This window comes from Photobacterium swingsii (assembly GCF_024346715.1).
GTDB lineage: Bacteria > Pseudomonadota > Gammaproteobacteria > Enterobacterales > Vibrionaceae > Photobacterium > Photobacterium swingsii.
Genome location: NZ_AP024852.1, coordinates 2,716,159 through 2,734,344, shown reverse-complemented (window position 1 = coordinate 2,734,344; position 18,186 = coordinate 2,716,159). Strand labels below are relative to the sequence as shown.

Sequence of the window (18,186 nt, the reverse complement as noted above, 5' to 3'; positions counted from 1 at the left end):
GTTTATGGGCTGTAGTCTCGACCTGAGAGTATCAGACCGTTATAATGCCGCGTTTTAATTTCTATCCCTGAAACTACTTTTATTAGTAGCGTTAGAAATTATCAGAATTAAGGCGTTGTGGTAGGTTTGTCTAAATCGCCATAACACGAAAGGATGCCACCGTCAGATTGAACTGATCGGCAACATCACTCAGTGATCTGAGTAAGTTTTGAGGTTAAATAAAATGCAAGTTACCGTTGAAACCACTGAAGGCCTAGAGCGCCATCTAACTATCACAGTTCCTGCTGCAAACATCGAAGATGCAGTAAAAGTTGAACTGCAAAAAATCGCTAAAAATCGTCGTTTCGATGGTTTCCGTCCAGGTAAAGCGCCAATCAAAATGGTTGCTCGCATGTTTGGTGCATCTGTTCGTCAAGAAGTAATGGGCGAAGTAATGCAACGTCACTTCATCGAAGCGATCGTTAAAGAAAAAATCAACCCAGCTGGCGCACCTACTTTTACTCCAGTAGAGTTCGCTGAAGGTCAAGACCTAGTATTCAAAGCGTCTTTCGAAATCTTCCCAGAAATCACACTTCAAGGCCTAGACAAAATTGCTGTTGAAAAACCAGCAGTTGAAGTTAAAGCTGAAGACGTTGAGACAATGATCGAAACACTACGTAAGCAACAAGCTACGTGGTCTGAAGCAGATGTTGCTGCTGTTGCTGACAGCCGTGTAACTATCGATTTCAACGGTTCTATCGACGGCGAAGAATTCGACGGCGGTAAAGCTGAAGGTTTCGCACTTGCTATGGGCCAAGGTCGAATGATCCCTGGTTTCGAAGACGGTATCGTTGGTAAGAAAGCGGGCGAAGAGTTCACAGTAGAAGTATCTTTCCCAGAAGATTACCACGCTGAGAACCTAAAAGGTAAAGCAGCATCTTTCGCTATCAAACTACACAAAGTTGAAGCACAAGAGCTACCTGAACTAACTGAAGAGTTCGTTGCTAAGTTCGGTGTAAACGACGGTTCTGTAGATAGCCTAAAAGCTGAAGTTCGTAAGAACATGGAACGCGAAATGAAGCAAGCTGTTAAAGGTCGTATTAAAGACCAAGTTCTTAACGGCCTAATCGAGCAAAACGACATCGCTGTTCCAGCTGCACTTATCGACCAAGAAATCAACGTTCTTCGTCAACAAGCTGCACAACGTTTTGGTGGCGACGCTAAAAACATGCCTGAACTACCACGTGAACTGTTCGAAGAACAAGCTAAGCGTCGCGTAGTTGTTGGTCTTCTTCTTGGTGAAGTAATTAAGTCTGAAGAGCTAAAAGCGGATGATGAGCGCGTTAAAGCACTTATCAACGAAATGGCTTCAGCTTACGAAGATCCAACAGAAGTTGTTGCTTACTACGAGCAAAACGAGCAAATGATGAACAATATGCGTAACGTTGCTCTAGAAGAGCAAGCTATCGATGCGCTAATTGCTAAAGCACAGGTTACAGAAAAAGAAGTTGGCTTCAACGAGCTAATGAACCAACAACCTGCAGCTTAATTTACTGAAATTACTGTAGAGATTTGACTTTGCTTCGAATCTTCTGCTAACAATGGTCCGTGTGAGTCATTTCATTCGGGCCATTTATTTTAGGGAAATAACGTTATGAGCTACCAAGAAAAAAACGCCATGTCGCCAATTATGGATGCGCTGGTTCCTATGGTGGTCGAGCAGACTTCTCGTGGTGAACGTTCCTACGACATTTATTCCCGACTATTAAAAGAGCGTGTGATTTTCTTAACCGGTCAGGTTGAAGATCATATGGCAAACTTAGTAGTTGCACAGTTGCTATTTCTTGAGTCTGAAAACCCAGACAAAGACATCTTCCTATACATTAACTCACCAGGCGGTAGCGTAACTGCTGGTATGTCTATTTACGACACCATGCAGTTTATTAAACCAAATGTAAGCACGGTATGTATGGGCCAAGCATGTTCTATGGGTGCATTCCTACTTGCTGGTGGCGCGAAAGGTAAGCGTTTTGTATTACCTAACTCTCGCGTAATGATTCACCAGCCGTTAGGTGGATTCCAAGGACAAGCTTCTGACATTCAGATCCATGCTCAAGAAATTCTAACTATCAAGCAAAAACTGAATAACTTGTTAGCAGAACATACAGGTCAGCCGCTAGAAGTGGTTGAGCGCGATACTGATCGTGATAACTTTATGTCTGCTGATCAAGCAGTTGAATATGGCTTGGTTGACGCTGTTTTGAATAAACGTGACTAAATTGCGTTATATTGTTCACGCTTGCTAACAGTTGGCGCGGAGCAAAATAACCAGAGTTGTTATACACTCAAAACAAGGCAATGATGGGGTTAAACCCGAAAAGAGGTTAGCGGATGACAGATAAGCGAAAAGAGAATGGTAGTGGGAAACTGCTTTATTGCTCTTTCTGCGGCAAAAGCCAACATGAAGTTCGTAAGCTGATTGCTGGCCCTTCTGTTTATATTTGCGATGAGTGTGTCGATCTTTGTAACGACATCATTCGCGAAGAAATTAAAGAAGTAATGCCAAAACGCGATGGCAATGAGCTTCCAACACCGCAAGAAATTCGCACGAATCTTGACGATTATGTAATCGGTCAAAACCATGCGAAGAAAGTGCTCGCTGTAGCTGTATACAACCACTACAAACGTTTACGTAATGGTGATACAACCAGTGAAGGCGTCGAGCTTGGTAAGAGTAACATCTTGCTAATCGGCCCAACTGGTAGTGGTAAAACGCTACTGGCTGAAACGCTTGCGCGTATGCTGGATGTACCTTTTACAATGGCTGATGCAACTACGCTGACTGAAGCGGGTTATGTTGGTGAAGATGTAGAAAACATCATCCAGAAGCTACTGCAAAAATGTGACTACGACGTAGCAAAAGCGGAACGTGGCATTGTTTACATCGATGAAATCGATAAGATTTCTCGTAAGTCAGACAACCCATCGATCACGCGTGATGTATCGGGTGAAGGTGTTCAACAAGCCTTGTTGAAACTGATCGAAGGTACAGTTGCTTCTGTTCCACCGCAAGGTGGTCGTAAGCACCCACAGCAGGAATTCCTGCAAGTGGATACATCGAAAATCTTATTCATCTGTGGTGGTGCGTTTGCAGGGCTTGATAAAGTCGTTGAGCAGCGTGTGGCAACAGGTACGGGCATTGGCTTTGGTGCGGAAGTACGCTCTAAAGAAGATTCACGTACATTGAGTGATTTGTTCGAGAAAGTAGAACCAGAAGATCTGGTGAAATACGGTTTGATCCCTGAGTTTATTGGTCGTCTACCTGTAGCTGCTATCCTTAGTGAGCTAGATGAAGATGCACTAGTACAGATCTTGCGTGAACCTAAAAATGCGTTGACTAAGCAGTATGCTGCGCTACTTGAGCTTGAAAATGTTGAGCTTGAGTTCCGTGACGATGCATTAGTTGCTATCGCCCGTAAAGCGATGGAGCGTAAAACAGGTGCTCGTGGTCTACGTTCAATCGTAGAAGCTGTATTGCTTGATACTATGTATGAACTTCCTTCTGCGGAAGGTGTGAGTAAAGTTGTTATTGATGAATCAGTAATTAAAGGTGAGTCTGAGCCGCTACTGATTTACGAAAATAATGAAAATCAAGCAGCTGGTGCTGAGTAATTGCTTAATTACCGCCCATAATGCGCAAAAAAAGGAGGCTGAGGCCTCCTTTTTTATTTTCTCTTGTTTCTGCCGTTGAATCTTGAGGGTTTACCCCCATATACTCAGGTATACAACTGAACGGAAGAGAGAAAAATATGAACCTGGAGCGTTCTGAACGCCTTGATATCCCCGTTCTGCCATTACGTGACGTAGTGGTTTACCCTCATATGGTTATTCCATTGTTTGTGGGCCGGGAAAAATCTATTCGTTGCCTTGAATCGGCTATGGATAACAACAAACAAATTCTGTTGGTGGCTCAGAAAGAAGCGGCCACGGACGAGCCTTCTATCGAAGACATGTACGATGTTGGTACTGTCGCAACGATTCTCCAGTTGCTGAAACTGCCAGACGGTACGGTAAAAGTACTTGTCGAAGGTCAGCAGCGTGCCAAAGTTGAAAACCTCGCTGACGACGACTTCTTTACTGCCCAAGCTGAGTTTCTGGTTACGCCAGAAATGGACGAGCGTGAGCAGGAAGTGCTGGTACGCACTGCTATCAGTCAGTTTGAAGGCTTTATCAAGCTTAATAAAAAGATCCCACCTGAAGTACTGACGTCGCTTAATGGCATCGACGAGGCTGCACGCCTTGCGGATACCATCGCTGCGCACATGCCGCTGAAATTAGCCGATAAGCAAAAAGTACTTGAGATCATTGATATCGTAGAGCGTTTAGAGTTCTTGATGGCAATGATGGAATCTGAAATCGATTTGCTTCAAGTTGAAAAACGCATTCGCGGTCGCGTGAAGAAGCAAATGGAAAAAAGCCAACGTGAGTATTACCTCAACGAGCAAATGAAAGCGATCCAGAAAGAACTGGGTGAGCTAGATGATGCGCCAGATGAGTTCGAATCTTTGAAGTTAAAAATCGAAGAATCGAAAATGCCTGCGGAAGCGAAAGAAAAAACAGAGCAAGAACTTCAGAAACTGAAAATGATGTCACCTATGTCAGCCGAAGCAACGGTTGTGCGTGGTTACATCGATTGGATGCTAAGTGTGCCTTGGTACAAGCGTTCTAAAGTGAAGAAGAACTTGGCTAAGGCAGAAGAAGTTCTGAACGCTGACCATTATGGGCTAGAGCGCGTTAAAGAACGTATTCTTGAGTACCTCGCAGTACAAAGCCGTATCAATAAGTTAAAAGGCCCAATCCTATGTTTGGTTGGTCCTCCTGGTGTTGGTAAAACGTCGCTTGGTCAGTCTATTGCTGCAGCAACGGGCCGTAAGTATACCCGTATGGCGTTGGGTGGTGTGCGTGATGAAGCGGAAATCCGTGGTCACCGTCGTACCTATATCGGTTCTATGCCGGGCAAGCTGATTCAGAAAATGGCGAAAGTGGAAGTGAAAAACCCGCTGTTCCTATTGGATGAAATCGACAAGATGTCTTCTGATATGCGAGGTGATCCATCGTCAGCATTGCTAGAAGTTTTAGATCCGGAGCAAAATAGCGCGTTCAACGATCACTACCTTGAAGTGGATTACGATCTGTCAGACGTAATGTTTGTGGCAACGTCGAACTCCATGAATATCCCAGGACCATTGCTTGACCGTATGGAAGTGATTCGTCTATCGGGTTACACCGAAGATGAAAAACTCAATATTGCTAAGCGTCACCTGTTAGGTAAGCAAATTCAACGCAATGGTTTGAAGCCTGCTGAAATTGATGTTGATGACTCAGCACTAACGGGCATTATTCGTTACTACACCCGAGAAGCCGGTGTACGTAGCCTAGAGCGTGAAATTTCGAAACTATGCCGTAAAGCGGTAAAAGAAATTTTGTTGAACAAAGACATTAAGCAAGTGTCTATCTCCATGGAAAATCTGAAGGATTACCTTGGCGTTCAACGTTTTGATTACGGTAAAGCTGACGAAAGCAACAGCATAGGTCAAGTGACAGGTCTTGCGTGGACAGAAGTAGGTGGCGATCTCTTAACGATTGAAACTGAATCTATGCCTGGCAAAGGCAAACTCACCTACACAGGTTCACTTGGCGATGTGATGCAAGAATCGATTCAAGCGGCAATGACGGTTGTTCGCAGCCGTGCTGAGCGTCTTGGTGTGAACCCTGATTTTTACGAAAAGCGTGATATTCACGTTCACGTTCCTGAAGGTGCAACACCGAAAGATGGTCCAAGTGCCGGTATTGCAATGTGTACTGCATTGGTGTCTAGCTTAACAGGTAACCCTGTACGTGCCGATGTGGCAATGACAGGTGAAATTACCCTGCGCGGTGAAGTGTTACCTATCGGTGGCTTGAAAGAGAAACTGCTAGCAGCGCACCGTGGTGGTATTAAGACAGTGCTGATTCCGAAAGAGAATGAGCGTGATTTGGAAGAGATTCCTGATAACGTGATTGCTGATCTTAAAGTTTGCCCAGTACAGTGGATTGATGAAGTGCTTACCATTGCACTGCAAAACAACCCATCAGGTATTGAGCTGGTTGAAACTCAAAAGAGTGACATGCAGCAAAGTTAAGTGAAGAAAAGACGCAGTCAGGCACGAAAAGGCTTGTCAGCGTTTTTTCCACTGGCTATAAGATAGGTCTAATTTTGCTGTAAGCCTAACAAAATCAAGGCTTACACACTCCATCGGTTGATAGTGCTGGTATAATTAGGTCCAAGTTAATTTGATTGTCCGTGCCATTGTGGATATTACGGACAATGTTCATAGAGGGGATGAAATCGTGAACAAAACTCAGTTAGTTGATAAGATTGCCGAAGGCGCAGATATTTCTAAAGCATCAGCAGGTCGTGCACTTGATGCATTCATCGATGCTGTTTCTGATACGCTGAAAGACGGTGATCAAGTTGCTCTTGTAGGTTTCGGTACCTTCTCTGTACGTGAGCGCGCTGCTCGTACAGGTCGTAACCCACAGACGGGTGCTGAGATCCAAATCGCAGCCGCTAAAGTTCCAGGTTTTAAACCAGGTAAAGCTTTAAAAGATTCTGTAAACTAAGAGGGCTTTGCCCTTAGGTTATTTGCATTATGCATTGACTAAGTCTAACTTGGTGAAATAACCGACAGAAAGGGCGCATCATCGAGATGCGCTTTTTTACATTTTATACCGGTGTCATTGTTAGCTTTAATTTCATCCATGAAGTAGCTAACACAACCCTGCCAGCTCGAACAATTAGGAGATACGGCAAGTTATGATGGAGCGATTGCGCGAAGGCGCTAGCAGCATTTGGGTTAAGATTATTCTTAGCCTGATTATTTTCTCTTTTGTCTTCGCAGGTGTAGGTAGCTACCTTGCTGGCGGCAGTGAACAAGCAGCTGCAAAAGTAGGTGATCAAGAAATTGGTCAACGTCAATTCGAACAAGCCTACCAGAACGAACGTAACCGCATGCAGTCGCAACTGGGTGATTACTTTGCAACGCTATTAGGCGATCCAGAGTATGTAAAACAGTTCCGCCGCAGTGTGCTTGACCGTATGGTTAACGATGTATTGATTGAACAACGCGCTCATGCGTTAGGCTTACGCATTAGTGATGAGCAAGTTCGTCAAGCGATTGTAACTATGCCTGAATTCCAACGTGACGGTAAGTTTGATAACGATACATACAATATGTTGTTGCGTCGTTCGAACTTTACACCTGATCAGTTTGCAGAATACATGCGTGGCGATATGCTTCGTCAGCAATTCCTTGCTGCTATCCAAGGCAGTGATTTTGCGCTAAGCAATGAGCTAACGGCACTACGCAAGCTTGAAGTTCAGCAGCGTGAAGTCCGTACACTAACGCTTTCTTTGGCTGATTTTACGCAGAATGCGGAAATTACAGATGAAGAAATTCAAGCCTACTACGATCAGAATCCACAGCAGTTTACCCGTCCTGAGCAAGTGAAAGTCGCTTACATTGAGCTTTCTGGTAAAGGCCTGAAGGATACTATCGCGATTACTGATGATGAAGTAGAAGCTTACTACAACGATCATCAAGCGAAGTACAGCAGTGCAGAGCAACGCCAAGTGAGCCATATCCTTATCCAAGGTGACAGCGATGAAGCGAAAGCAAAAGCTGAAGCACTGCTTGTTAAGCTAAATGAAGGTGCGGATTTCGCAGCACTTGCTGCAACAGATTCTGACGATAAATTCAGTGCGAAAGATGGCGGCAAGCTAGACTGGATCGAAGCGGGTGTTATGGATCCTGAGTTTGATAAAGCTGCTTTTGCGTTAGCGAATGCAGGTGATATCTCAGGTGTTGTGCAATCAGCATTTGGTTTCCACATCATTAAGTTAGATGCAATTAAGGCATCAGTTGTTAAGCCATTAGCGGATGTTAAAGACAGCATAGTTGCTGATCTTCGTGATCAACAAGCGGCTGAAGTCTTCTATGAAATGCAAGAAACGCTAGCGAAAACAGCATACGAAATGCCTGATTCGTTAGAAGATGCTGCAGCAGCTGTGAGTGCTGATGTACACACCACAGACTTTATTTCAGAAGCTGACGCGCCTGAGATCTTAAAGAACCCAGCGGTATTCCGTGCGTTACTTAGCCCTGAAGTGCTAGAAGATGGCCTTAACTCAGATGTGATCGAACTTGCACCTGAGCATGTCATTGTTGTTCGTGTTGAAGAATCTCGCCCTGAATCGGTATTACCGTTTGATGATGTTGCTGCGTCTGTTAAAGGCAAGCTAGCGGCACAAAAAGGTGAGCAACAAGCTCAGCAAAAAGCGGATGAAGTGATTGCGGCCTTACGTGACGGTAACTCTGACATCTTAGCTACGGAAGGTTTGAGCTTTGGTGAAGCGCAAACTATCGCCCGTAATGGCGGTGAGCCAACAATCGCTCAGATTGCCTTTACTCTAGCTAAGCCTGTTGATGGTAAAGCTGTGTATGGTATGACGCGTGATGCATCAGGCAATGTAGTGATTGTTGCACTTGATAAGGTTGTTGAAAATGACGTTGAAGCTGTTGTAACGGATAGCCAAATGGCTAAGCAACTTGAGCAAATGCATGCTCAACAAGACGTGATGGCGACATTGCAAGTGCTACGCGATACTTCTGAAGTGGCTTACCCAGCTTTGGATACAGCTACAAACTAATTGCAATTAATTGATTGCTTAGCGGGCCGCCATTGTGCGGCCCGTTGTTTTTTTAGCTAAAAAATAGGCATAGTGCTTTTACCCAAGTGAGTGTTCATTACCATGAAAGTTCGAACACAATATAATATGGGAGAAAGAATGAAACGTTTATTAGTCAGTGCATTACTATGTGGTGCGGTATTGGTGGCTTTACCTGTGAGTGCAAACGATAGTCATGAAGGTATTGAGATAACCATTAATATTAACGATGCAAATGCTGAAGAGCTTGATAAGCTGTTGGTTGGCATTGGACCTGAAAAAGCAGAAAATATCATCTTGTATCGAAAGCAATATGGTGATTTCAAAACGGCAGATGATCTAACAAAAGTGAAAGGCATTGGCTTGGCAACGGTTGAGAAAAACCGCGACCGAATTGAGCTTTAACGCATTGTTCGAATGAATAAGGGATAGGTTTAACCCACCTACCTAGTAGCAGTGCGTGGGATACGAACAGGAGACTAAGCTGTACTCCTGTTAATAATAGTCGAGCCTATATTTTACTCGTCAGTATTATTAGTAAGCAGGGGGACCCACCCCAGCAGGGTGCCAGCGATAGCGCCGAATAAGTGCGCTTCTGTCGCTACACGAGCACCAATGAGCGCTTCGGAACTCACAGACCCCCCAAAGATTTGCTCCCAGCCAATTTTAGCGATAAGTCCAGCCAGTAATAACCAACCACCTTTGGTTTTTGACTTTATATCTTGTATTGCTCCCCAGCCAAATAAGCCGTGTAGTACGCCAGAGAAACCGGCATACCAGCTCATATTGGTTGTAAAAATGCAGAGGCCAATAATGAGCGAAATCGTCACGATGAGCAGTGTGTATTGCTTGGCTGCAATGTGTTTTCTAAAAATGAACGTGATAATGATGAAAGCAAAGGTATTCATCATAAGGTGCGGCCAATTGGTATGGGTGACGTTTCCTGTTAGTATGCGCCACACTTCACCGTTGAGGATCAGGCTTCGTTCCCAAACCAATAACGGTTGAAGCTGCGGTAATTGGGCAATGATCCCAAGAAGAACAGCGAACACTAAGTAATGACGAGTAGACAAGGCAACCTCATGAGTCGATATTGCGAACAATGTGGAAAAGCAAAAAAAGCGTGCATCTGCCAGTGGATACAAGCTATTGATGCTAAAACGCAATTGTGTATTTTACAACACCCCTCTGAAGTTAATCGTGCAATTGGTACTGCGCGGATTTTGTCATTGTCATTGGCAAATAGTGCCGTCTTTGTTGGTGAGGATTTTAGTGAACACGAAGCGCTCAATGCATTACTTGGCGATCCTGCGCGTGAAACCTGGTTAGTTTATCCAAGTGAAGAGTCAACCGCTATTACTGCGCTTGCCCAACAGCAAGGCTCACAAGCAAATAAGAAACCACTGACATTGGTTTTGCTTGATGGGACGTGGAAAAAAGCCTACAAAATGTGGCAGCTTTCAACCAACTTACACACACTTCCTACGGTTAATTTAGACAATGTGAGCTGTGGTAATTACCGCATACGTAAGTCGCCAAAAGAAGAAGGGGTCTCGACAGTAGAAGCGGGGTATCTTGCATTAACTGCGTTAGAGGGCTGCGAAACCGACTTTACGCCACTGCTAGAGACCTTCAACCAGATGATTGAATTTCAAATTAAGCAAATGCCAGAAGGTGTGTTTGAACGGAATTATTTGAAATAAGTGGTTTCATGTATAAAGGCGAGAATCTCTCGCCTTGTATGTCTTATCCTGAGCTCATAAGTGATTAAATCCTAGAACCCATGCCCTTCACTGCCTACACTCATTGCGGTCGTGGGGTGAAATAGCGTGCTATATAAGCGCTGTGCAAATCCATCTGTCATCCCCGAAATATAATCCGCGATGATCCGCATCTCATTGTCACCGTTATCTACGGCATGTTGCCAACGCGTTCGGGTATTTTCTGGGAGTAAGCGTTCAGGATCAGAAGCAAAGGCATCAAATAGCTCCATCACTAACTGCTGGCCTTTATATTCTAACAGCTGAATTTCAGGCTTTTTCACCACGTATTCACTAACAAAGTGCTTGAGAATATCCAGCACGCGTTCCATCGGCTCAGACAAAAAGGCATTCCATCGTAGCAAGGGGTCATCAAAGCTATTTAAGCCGTCTTGAATACTTGGCGCAATATGAATCGAAGTCAGCAGGGCGTTGACCATAGCGCCAATTGCATCTTTGCGTTTATGGTGTGAATCAAAGAGCTGCTCACTTAAGGTACTTATGCGCTCTTCTAGCCAAGGTTCACCGCACTCTGCCAGTTGGCTTGCTGCAACTTCTTGCCATTGCTCACGGGTCACTATCCCCATCACAATCGCATCTTCTAAATCATGCACACCGTAAGCAATGTCATCTGCGAGCTCCATAATAGAACAATCTAATGATTTAAAACGTGTTTTTTGATGAGTGTGATTGTCAACTTTACCATCACGCATGGTACTAAACAGTGTGCGGTCGTTAGTACTTAACGTGTTAAGTACCCACTCAAAGGTTTCTTTGTCATCGCTATAAATGCCCTTGGCTGGGTGCCAGTCTTTAGCTTTCAAATGACGATAATTGGTCACATCTGGTGGGGTAACCGCGGCGCGAGTTTGTTCGATAAAGGCGGGGTATTTGAGTAGCCCAAGCAGGGTGCGTCGGCATAGGTTCATCCCGAAGTGCTCGGTATAAGGCTCCAGCAATGCCACTATGCGGAAGGTTTGTGCATTACCTTCAAAGCCACCATGATTGCGCATCATGTAATTGAGTGCGACTTCGCCACCATGCCCGTAAGGGGGATGACCAATATCGTGGGCTAAGCATAAACTTTCCATCAGGCTGGTGGAGGGCAAAATTGAGCGAAATTCAGGTTGATTGATTTTTAGCTGGGCGACAATACCAGTACCGATTTGCGAGGCTTCTAACGAATGTGTCAGACGTGTGCGATAAAAGTCATGATGCCCAGCACCATGGACTTGGGTTTTCGCTTGAAGGCGGCGAAAAGCGGCAGAGTGAAGAATACGGGCGCGGTCACGTTGGTAAACCGAGCGGTGATCATTGCGGCGTGTTTTCTGCTCGTTACTTTTACGGTCTTGCCAGCTGTCGGTGAGAATAAAGTCTTCCATTAACTGATTTCATCCAGTGTTAAATTAAAACTATCAACAAAGGTCGCTAGAAAATATTCCATTTCAGGCGTCGAGCGTTTTTGTAGGTTATGCTCGATATTTGCTTTCGCCTTGGCAAATTCATGGTTACCGACGTTGAGTTCTTCTAAGCATTTTAGGTAGGCACACAATGAGTCTGCTTGCTTCACTATGGCGTAATCTTCTTGGTTGATTTGCTCACTGTCGACCAAAGGCGCGTAATCATCATGAAACTCTTCGGGTAACATTGATAGCAGTTTCTGTTCAGCAGCCAGTTCGATCTTTTTATATTCTTCTGCAATGGCAGGATTGAAGTATTTAATCGGTGTTGGCATATCCCCTGTGATCACTTCGCTACAGTCGTGGAACATACCCAATAAAGCAATTCGCTCTGGGTTTAATTCGCCACCAAATTTTTTGTTTTTGATGAGGGCCAATGCGTGGGCAACAAAAGCGACTTGGAGGCTATGTTCTGAAATGTTTTCGTTGGAGACACAACGCATTAAAGGCCAGCGCTGGATAAGTTTCATACGTGCTAGGTGAGCGAAGAAATGACTACGTTTCATGATCGACTGCTTATAAGGTTATGAGTAGCGTATGCTCAGCAGATAATGCTGATCTCTGTCTATTAAAGGTAACAGAAAAAAGTGGCTTTGTGGCAGCCTCAAATACACAAAAGCCTCTGCATGGCAGAGGCTTAAAACTGTGTTGTGATAGCTAGCTGGTTGTTAACCTGGCGCTTACTGGCGGTAGTTATGCAAGAAGCGCTCTAAACGTCCAATGGCGACTTCAAGATCATCGACGCGTGGCAGTGTCACAATACGAAAGTGATCGGGCTGTTTCCAGTTAAAACCTGTGCCATGAACCAGTAAGACTTTTTCTTGTTGTAAGAAGTCTAATGCCATGCGTTGGTCATCAACAATATTGAATTTTTTCTGATCCAATTTAGGGAATAGGTACAGAGCGCCTTTGGGCTTCACGCAGCTAACGCCTGGAATTTGTGTAATGAGCTCGTAAGCTTTATTACGCTGCTCCAATAATCGGCCACCTGGCAAGATAAGCTCATTGATACTTTGATAACCACCAAGTGCTGTTTGAATAGCATGCTGCATCGGAACGTTGGCACACAAACGCATAGATGCCAGCATCTCTAAGCCTTCGATATAGCCTTTCGCAATATTTTTAGGGCCAGACAACACCATCCAACCCGCACGGAAACCACATACACGGTAAGACTTTGATAAGCCGTTAAAGGTGATACAGAAAACATCCTCTGCCAGTGGGGCAATGGAAGTGTGCTGTGCGCCATCATAAAGAATTTTGTCGTAGATTTCGTCAGCAAAAATGATCAGCTTATGTTTACGGGCAATCTCTACCACTTCAAGTAAAAAGTCACGACTGTATACCGCACCCGTTGGGTTATTCGGGTTAATTAATACAATACCGCGGGTGTTGGGGGTGATCTTCTTTTTAATGTCGTCGAGGTCGGGGTACCAGTCAGATTGTTCATCACAGATGTAATGGACAGGATTACCTCCTGATAGCGATACCGCTGCAGTCCAGAGTGGGTAATCTGGCGAAGGCACTAAGATTTCATCTTGATTGTTCAATAAGGCTTGCATCGCCATTACGATAAGCTCAGACACACCGTTGCCGATGTAAACATCTTCAACATCTAAATCAAGCAGACCGCGTTTTTGGTAGTGTTGTACAACCGCTTTACGCGCGGGGTAAATACCTTTTGAATCACAGTAACCTTGAGAAGTCGGCAGGTTACGGATCACATCGACTAGAATTTCATCAGGGGCGTCAAAACCAAATGGGGCGGGATTCCCAATGTTGAGTTTAAGAATTTTCTGCCCTTCTTCTTCCATGCGTTTGGCATGCTTAAGAACGGGCCCACGAATGTCATAACATACATTGTTGAGCTTAGAGGACATCCCGATGTTCTGCATTTTACTTTCCTGAGAATAATGACGATATTTCGATAAATTACACGATAAAATGGATTGAAATAAATACCTTGCAGAAAATAATCAGGCAAAATAGTTTTTTCTGTTATTAAATTCTGTTTTAGCCAGTGATATCAACTGGCCTTTTTGTACGATTTCAACGCTGAGTGCCTCGGCATGCTAGGAATGACGGTTTATGACCAGATATGAAAACTCATGTTGAGTAATGACTTTATTAGTCAGATTGGGATTAGTACGATAGAATGACCTATTCAATTTATGGTTATACCGATTCAATCTACGAATGCTTTTGGTGTTTGCATGAATAATGGGTATGGCGAAGGTAGAATTTGTGTCCAGTGATAGGCGCACTAACAATCAGCCAGGGATGAGCCGTAAGGTGCTAGAGAGCTGAGTGAGGTTACCTTGACCGCGTTACAAACTGCTGTTGAGCAATTAATTCAAAAGATTCAACACGCTTCAAAATCAACTCAACGTTTGATGGTAAAGATGAATTTGCCAGCAAACACAGATCTTATTGACTGGATGGACGCCCAGCCTCTTTTTCCGAAATTTTATTGGCAATCGCGAGATAGCCGTGAAGAAGTGGTGGCCTTAGGTCAAATCAAGACATTTACCGATCCCTTAGCTGCTGAGAAAGTCTTAGCTGACGAGCAGCGTGTATGGGGAGGACGTTCCTTTGACGGTCGTACTGATCGTAATCGTCGTTGCTTATCTTCATTTTTCTTTTTGCCCCAGTGTGAAGTGATCCGTATGGATGATGGCTGGCACTTAGCGGTAAATCTGTCTGAAGCATCGAGTATTCGAGAGCAGCTGATCACCGCGCTGAATAAATTAACCGCAACGACATCACCGATCAGCCAGATTCGCTCTAATGTGATTGGCCGTACGCATGCGCCAGACTTTTCTGGTTGGTCAAACATGATAGGGCAAGCGCTTGATGCAATTTCGCAAAAAGTGTTTGAAAAAGTCGTATTGGCTCGCCGAACCACACTTAAATTAGATGCACCAGTGTCGCCCGCACAGCTGTTGAAAGCGAGCCGAAGCAGTAATACTAATAGCTTCCATTTCATGATGGCTCTTGATGCTAAGCATTGCTTTATTGGCTCGACCCCTGAGCGTTTATTTATGCGTCATCACCATGACATAAAGACTGAAGCCTTGGCGGGAACAATAGGCCGTGGTGCAAATGAAGCGGAAGATGGGCGTTTAGCACAGTGGTTACTGGATGACAGTAAAAACCGCTATGAAAACCGTTTAGTGGTTGATGATATCGTTAGCCGCCTAAATACCTGTTGCCATGATCTTGATGTCGCTAAGATCCCTGAGTTGGTTCGTCTCCGCAAAGTGCAGCACTTAAAGCGCCGCATTGGTGGGCAGCTCAATGATCAGGTATATAACGCTGATTTATTAGATAACTTACAACCGACAGCGGCAATTGCGGGGCTACCGCGTGATAAAGCGCTGGATTTCATTTCGACGCATGAGCCTTTTGCTCGTGGTTGGTATAGTGGTGCTGTTGGCTTTTTAAGTCGTCAGCGCAGTGAATTTTGTGTGGCGATCCGCAGTGCGCTTATCATGGGTGAAGAAATTCATTTGTTTGCTGGTGCCGGTATAGTTCCTGGCTCGACGGCAGACAGTGAATGGAAAGAACTGGATCGTAAAACGTCGACACTGTGTAGCTTACTTAATAGTAATGAAACAGAAATGGAGCGTCAGTCGGCATGACACAGTTTTTAATGCCTTCAACTGCTTATCGTGCGGCACTGAACCAGTGCTGGGCGGGGTTAATGCTTGAAGAGTTGAGTCGCCTTGGGGTTCGAGATGTCTGTATTGCTCCTGGCTCTCGTTCAACACCACTCACCCTAGCGGCGGCTAATCATCCTAACCTGACTCTTCATACGCATTTTGATGAACGTGGTTTAGGTTTTTTAGCATTGGGATTGGCGAAAGCCAGTGATTCACCTGTTGCGGTGATTGTGACATCAGGTACCGCAGTGGCAAACTTATTGCCTGCGGTTGCCGAAGCTGGCTTAATCGGTGAAAAGCTGGTGTTATTGACTTCAGATCGTCCTACAGAGTTAATTGCCTGTGGCGCAAACCAAGCGATTGTTCAAGCCGGGATCTTCTCTTCCCATGTAACCGCTTATCATGATATCCCCACTCCAAGTCTTGATGTGCCTGCTGCATGGCTGCTCACCACTATGGATGAAGCCATGCATCAGCAAAGGCTACTCGGTGGTGCTGTACATTTTAATTGTCATTACCCAGAACCTTTGTACGGCGAGGAGTACGCCTTTGATGGCTACCTTGCGCCTGTTTCACAATGGCAAGCTGATACTGCCCCTTATTTAGCATTTCAATCGGTATCATCTGCGGCTCAGCCACGCCTAGACCTAGGGCTATGGCCGGCTATTACGCAAGAGCGTGGCGTGATCATTGCGGGTAAGTTAGCGCCTCATGAGTTTGCTGCCGTTGAAGCCTTAGCGCAGTATCTGGGGTGGCCCTTGTTAGCCGATCCTCAAAGTGGTGGCACGACAGCGTATCAAGGCTTTGACGTCTGGCTGCAAAATGCAGACTGTCAGCAACACCTCTCGCAAGCCGATACGCTATTGCAGTTTGGCGCACGCATTGTTTCTAAACGTCTTGGCCAATTTATTGCTGCGACTGACTGGTCGCATTATTGGTTGATTGACCCGTCGATAGGGCGTTTAGATGCATCTCATCGTCGTGGTATGCGTATTCAAGCCAATGTTAAAGATTGGTCAGAGCAAGCCTTAGCGACTTGTGAACAATTCTCTGTAGAGCCAAGCCACCAAGGCTGGGCAAAGGCACTAGAAGGTGCCAGCATGCGATACCGTCAATTATTGCAATCGCATACTGAACAACTTTGTGAATTAAGTATTGCAGATCGCCTACCTATCTGGGTACCTGCGGACACTGAGTGGTTTTTGGGTAACAGCCTTATTGTGCGTTTACTTGATATGTGTGGCAGCTTGCCGACGGCGGTTACGTTTGCCAATCGTGGTGCATCGGGCATTGATGGTTTGATTGCTACAGCTGCAGGTGTACAACGAGCACGACAAGCGCCGTTAGTGGTATTACTTGGTGATACCTCTTTGCTCTACGACCTTAATTCATTAGCCTTATTACGAGAAGCTTCAACCCCGATTGTGGTGTTAGTGACCAATAATGATGGCGGCGGGATTTTTGATTTGCTGCCAGTACCGAATGTCCAGCGTGATGATTTTTATCGCATGCCACATGGGCTTGATTTTCAACATGCAGCAGCCATGTTTGGCTTAGGTTATGCGTGTCCGCAAAGCTTGTCACAAGCAGAAGATGCCGTTCGTCTAGGTTTAGCGCATGCAGGTGCAACTCTTATTGAAGTGAAAACCCCTGCTGGTGAAGCGGGCGAAACCTTAAAGGCACTTTTTGCTGAGGTGAAAAATGCTGCTTTACTCTGAGAGTTATTATCCAAGTGACCTCGATCTGTTACAGAGTAAGCCAACCTTGGTTTTCCTACATGGACTACTGGGAAGCGGACAAGATTGGCGATTGGTGATTGACTACTTATCACCGTATTATACTTGTTTAGCCATTGATCTCCCAGGACACGGCCAGAGTCAGTGTGTGACGGTAACTGATTTTGAACAGGCGAATGCGGCAATTACAGATACCTTACTTCATCGTGGGGTGACGGATTATGTGTTGGTCGGCTATTCATTGGGGGCCCGTTTAGCCATGTATCATGGTGTTTCGGCTTGGATAGGTGCACAAAATGTTGCCACCAATAGCGCGGAAACAGCGGTTAACAATCAACCAAAACTCAAAGGCTTGGTGATTGAAGGTGGTCATTTTGGGTTACCGCAGACAGAACGTGCTACAAGATTTGCAAATGATGAAAAATGGGCGCATCGTTTTGCCCATGAGCCGATGCATCAGGTTTTAACCGATTGGTATCAGCAAGCGGTATTTTCATCACTGGATCATGACCAAAGACAAGGTTTGATCACAAAACGCAGTGATAACCTTGGCAGTGCGGTAGCAGCAATGATGATGGCAACGTCATTATCCAAGCAGCCAGAATTACTGCCAGAGTTACAAAAACTCACGGTACCTCACTGTTATATTTACGGTGAGCACGATGAAAAATTTAAAGGCTTGGCACAAGCATCAGCAATAGACAATATTGCCGTTGTGGGTGCGGGGCATAATGCACATATTGAACAACCTCAAGCGTTTAGTGTGTGTGTCGAAGAGTTTGTTAAACGTTGTTGAGTGCAATTGCTCTCATAACGCAGTTA

The 18,186-nt window shown here is 45.0% G+C and carries 15 protein-coding genes; 11 read left to right on the top strand and 4 right to left on the bottom strand.

Translation table 11 applies throughout. From position 1 onward, the window contains the following. The first annotated feature begins 223 nt into the window (after positions 1-223). From tig to OCU77_RS12355, 7 genes are all read left to right on the top strand, one after another. On the top strand, positions 224-1,528 hold the full coding sequence (gene tig / locus OCU77_RS12385) for a trigger factor (RefSeq protein WP_048899102.1): 1,305 nt from the start codon (positions 224-226) through the stop codon (positions 1,526-1,528). A gap of 105 nt (positions 1,529-1,633) precedes the next feature. Then, positions 1,634-2,257, top strand: a complete 624-nt coding sequence (gene clpP / locus OCU77_RS12380) for an ATP-dependent Clp endopeptidase proteolytic subunit ClpP (protein ID WP_048899103.1) — start codon at positions 1,634-1,636, stop codon at positions 2,255-2,257. Between the two features lie 113 nt (positions 2,258-2,370). Continuing rightward, complete coding sequence (gene clpX, locus OCU77_RS12375; protein ID WP_048899104.1) at positions 2,371-3,651, top strand: ATP-dependent protease ATP-binding subunit ClpX; 1,281 nt, start codon at positions 2,371-2,373, stop codon at positions 3,649-3,651. A gap of 137 nt (positions 3,652-3,788) precedes the next feature. Continuing rightward, complete coding sequence (gene lon, locus OCU77_RS12370; RefSeq protein WP_048899105.1) at positions 3,789-6,161, top strand: endopeptidase La; 2,373 nt, start codon at positions 3,789-3,791, stop codon at positions 6,159-6,161. Positions 6,162-6,369: 208 nt separating this feature from the next. Continuing rightward, complete coding sequence (gene hupB / locus OCU77_RS12365; RefSeq protein ID WP_048899106.1) at positions 6,370-6,642, top strand: nucleoid-associated protein HU-beta; 273 nt, start codon at positions 6,370-6,372, stop codon at positions 6,640-6,642. A gap of 193 nt (positions 6,643-6,835) precedes the next feature. Further along, positions 6,836-8,728: a peptidylprolyl isomerase gene (gene ppiD / locus OCU77_RS12360; protein ID WP_107302906.1), complete on the top strand. Its 1,893-nt coding sequence runs from the start codon at positions 6,836-6,838 to the stop codon at positions 8,726-8,728. A 138-nt stretch (positions 8,729-8,866) separates the two neighbouring features. Continuing rightward, entirely contained in the window at positions 8,867-9,151 is a 285-nt protein-coding gene (locus tag OCU77_RS12355) for a ComEA family DNA-binding protein (protein WP_048899107.1), read from the top strand. Positions 9,152-9,264: 113 nt separating this feature from the next. Here OCU77_RS12355 and rrtA read toward each other — a convergent pair whose 3' ends face one another. Further along, complete coding sequence (gene rrtA / locus OCU77_RS12350) at positions 9,265-9,819, bottom strand: rhombosortase (protein WP_048899108.1); 555 nt, start codon at positions 9,817-9,819, stop codon at positions 9,265-9,267. Positions 9,820-9,828: 9 nt separating this feature from the next. Here rrtA and OCU77_RS12345 point away from each other — a divergent pair, with 9 nt between their 5' ends. Continuing rightward, positions 9,829-10,449: a tRNA-uridine aminocarboxypropyltransferase gene (locus OCU77_RS12345; RefSeq protein WP_107302905.1), complete on the top strand. Its 621-nt coding sequence runs from the start codon at positions 9,829-9,831 to the stop codon at positions 10,447-10,449. Between the two features lie 71 nt (positions 10,450-10,520). Here OCU77_RS12345 and OCU77_RS12340 read toward each other — a convergent pair whose 3' ends face one another. The 3 genes from OCU77_RS12340 to OCU77_RS12330 all read right to left on the bottom strand — a co-directional run bounded on the left by OCU77_RS12340 (position 10,521) and on the right by OCU77_RS12330 (position 13,861). Next, positions 10,521-11,888, bottom strand: a complete 1,368-nt coding sequence (locus OCU77_RS12340; RefSeq protein ID WP_048899109.1) for an anti-phage deoxyguanosine triphosphatase — start codon at positions 11,886-11,888, stop codon at positions 10,521-10,523. Further along, the gene (gene yfbR, locus OCU77_RS12335; RefSeq protein WP_048899110.1) at positions 11,888-12,472 is read right to left on the bottom strand and encodes a 5'-deoxynucleotidase; all 585 of its coding nucleotides are present in this window, start codon (positions 12,470-12,472) and stop codon (positions 11,888-11,890) included. The genes OCU77_RS12340 and yfbR overlap by 1 nt, the downstream gene beginning before the upstream one ends. Positions 12,473-12,646: 174 nt before the next feature. After that, positions 12,647-13,861, bottom strand: coding sequence for a pyridoxal phosphate-dependent aminotransferase (locus OCU77_RS12330; RefSeq protein ID WP_048899111.1), 1,215 nt, complete (start codon positions 13,859-13,861; stop codon positions 12,647-12,649). Between the two features lie 423 nt (positions 13,862-14,284). On the opposite strand from OCU77_RS12330, the gene OCU77_RS12325 reads away from it, so the two are divergent. From OCU77_RS12325 to menH, 3 genes are read left to right on the top strand one after another with little or no spacing between them, the layout of a single operon-like run. Beyond that, positions 14,285-15,607, top strand: coding sequence for an isochorismate synthase (locus OCU77_RS12325; protein ID WP_048899112.1), 1,323 nt, complete (start codon positions 14,285-14,287; stop codon positions 15,605-15,607). After that, positions 15,604-17,346: a 2-succinyl-5-enolpyruvyl-6-hydroxy-3-cyclohexene-1-carboxylic-acid synthase gene (gene menD, locus OCU77_RS12320; protein WP_107302904.1), complete on the top strand. Its 1,743-nt coding sequence runs from the start codon at positions 15,604-15,606 to the stop codon at positions 17,344-17,346. The genes OCU77_RS12325 and menD overlap by 4 nt, the downstream gene beginning before the upstream one ends. Then, on the top strand, positions 17,330-18,160 hold the full coding sequence (menH, locus tag OCU77_RS12315; protein WP_048899113.1) for a 2-succinyl-6-hydroxy-2,4-cyclohexadiene-1-carboxylate synthase: 831 nt from the start codon (positions 17,330-17,332) through the stop codon (positions 18,158-18,160). Before menD ends, menH begins: the two co-directional genes overlap by 17 nt. Positions 18,161-18,186 lie beyond the last annotated feature (26 nt).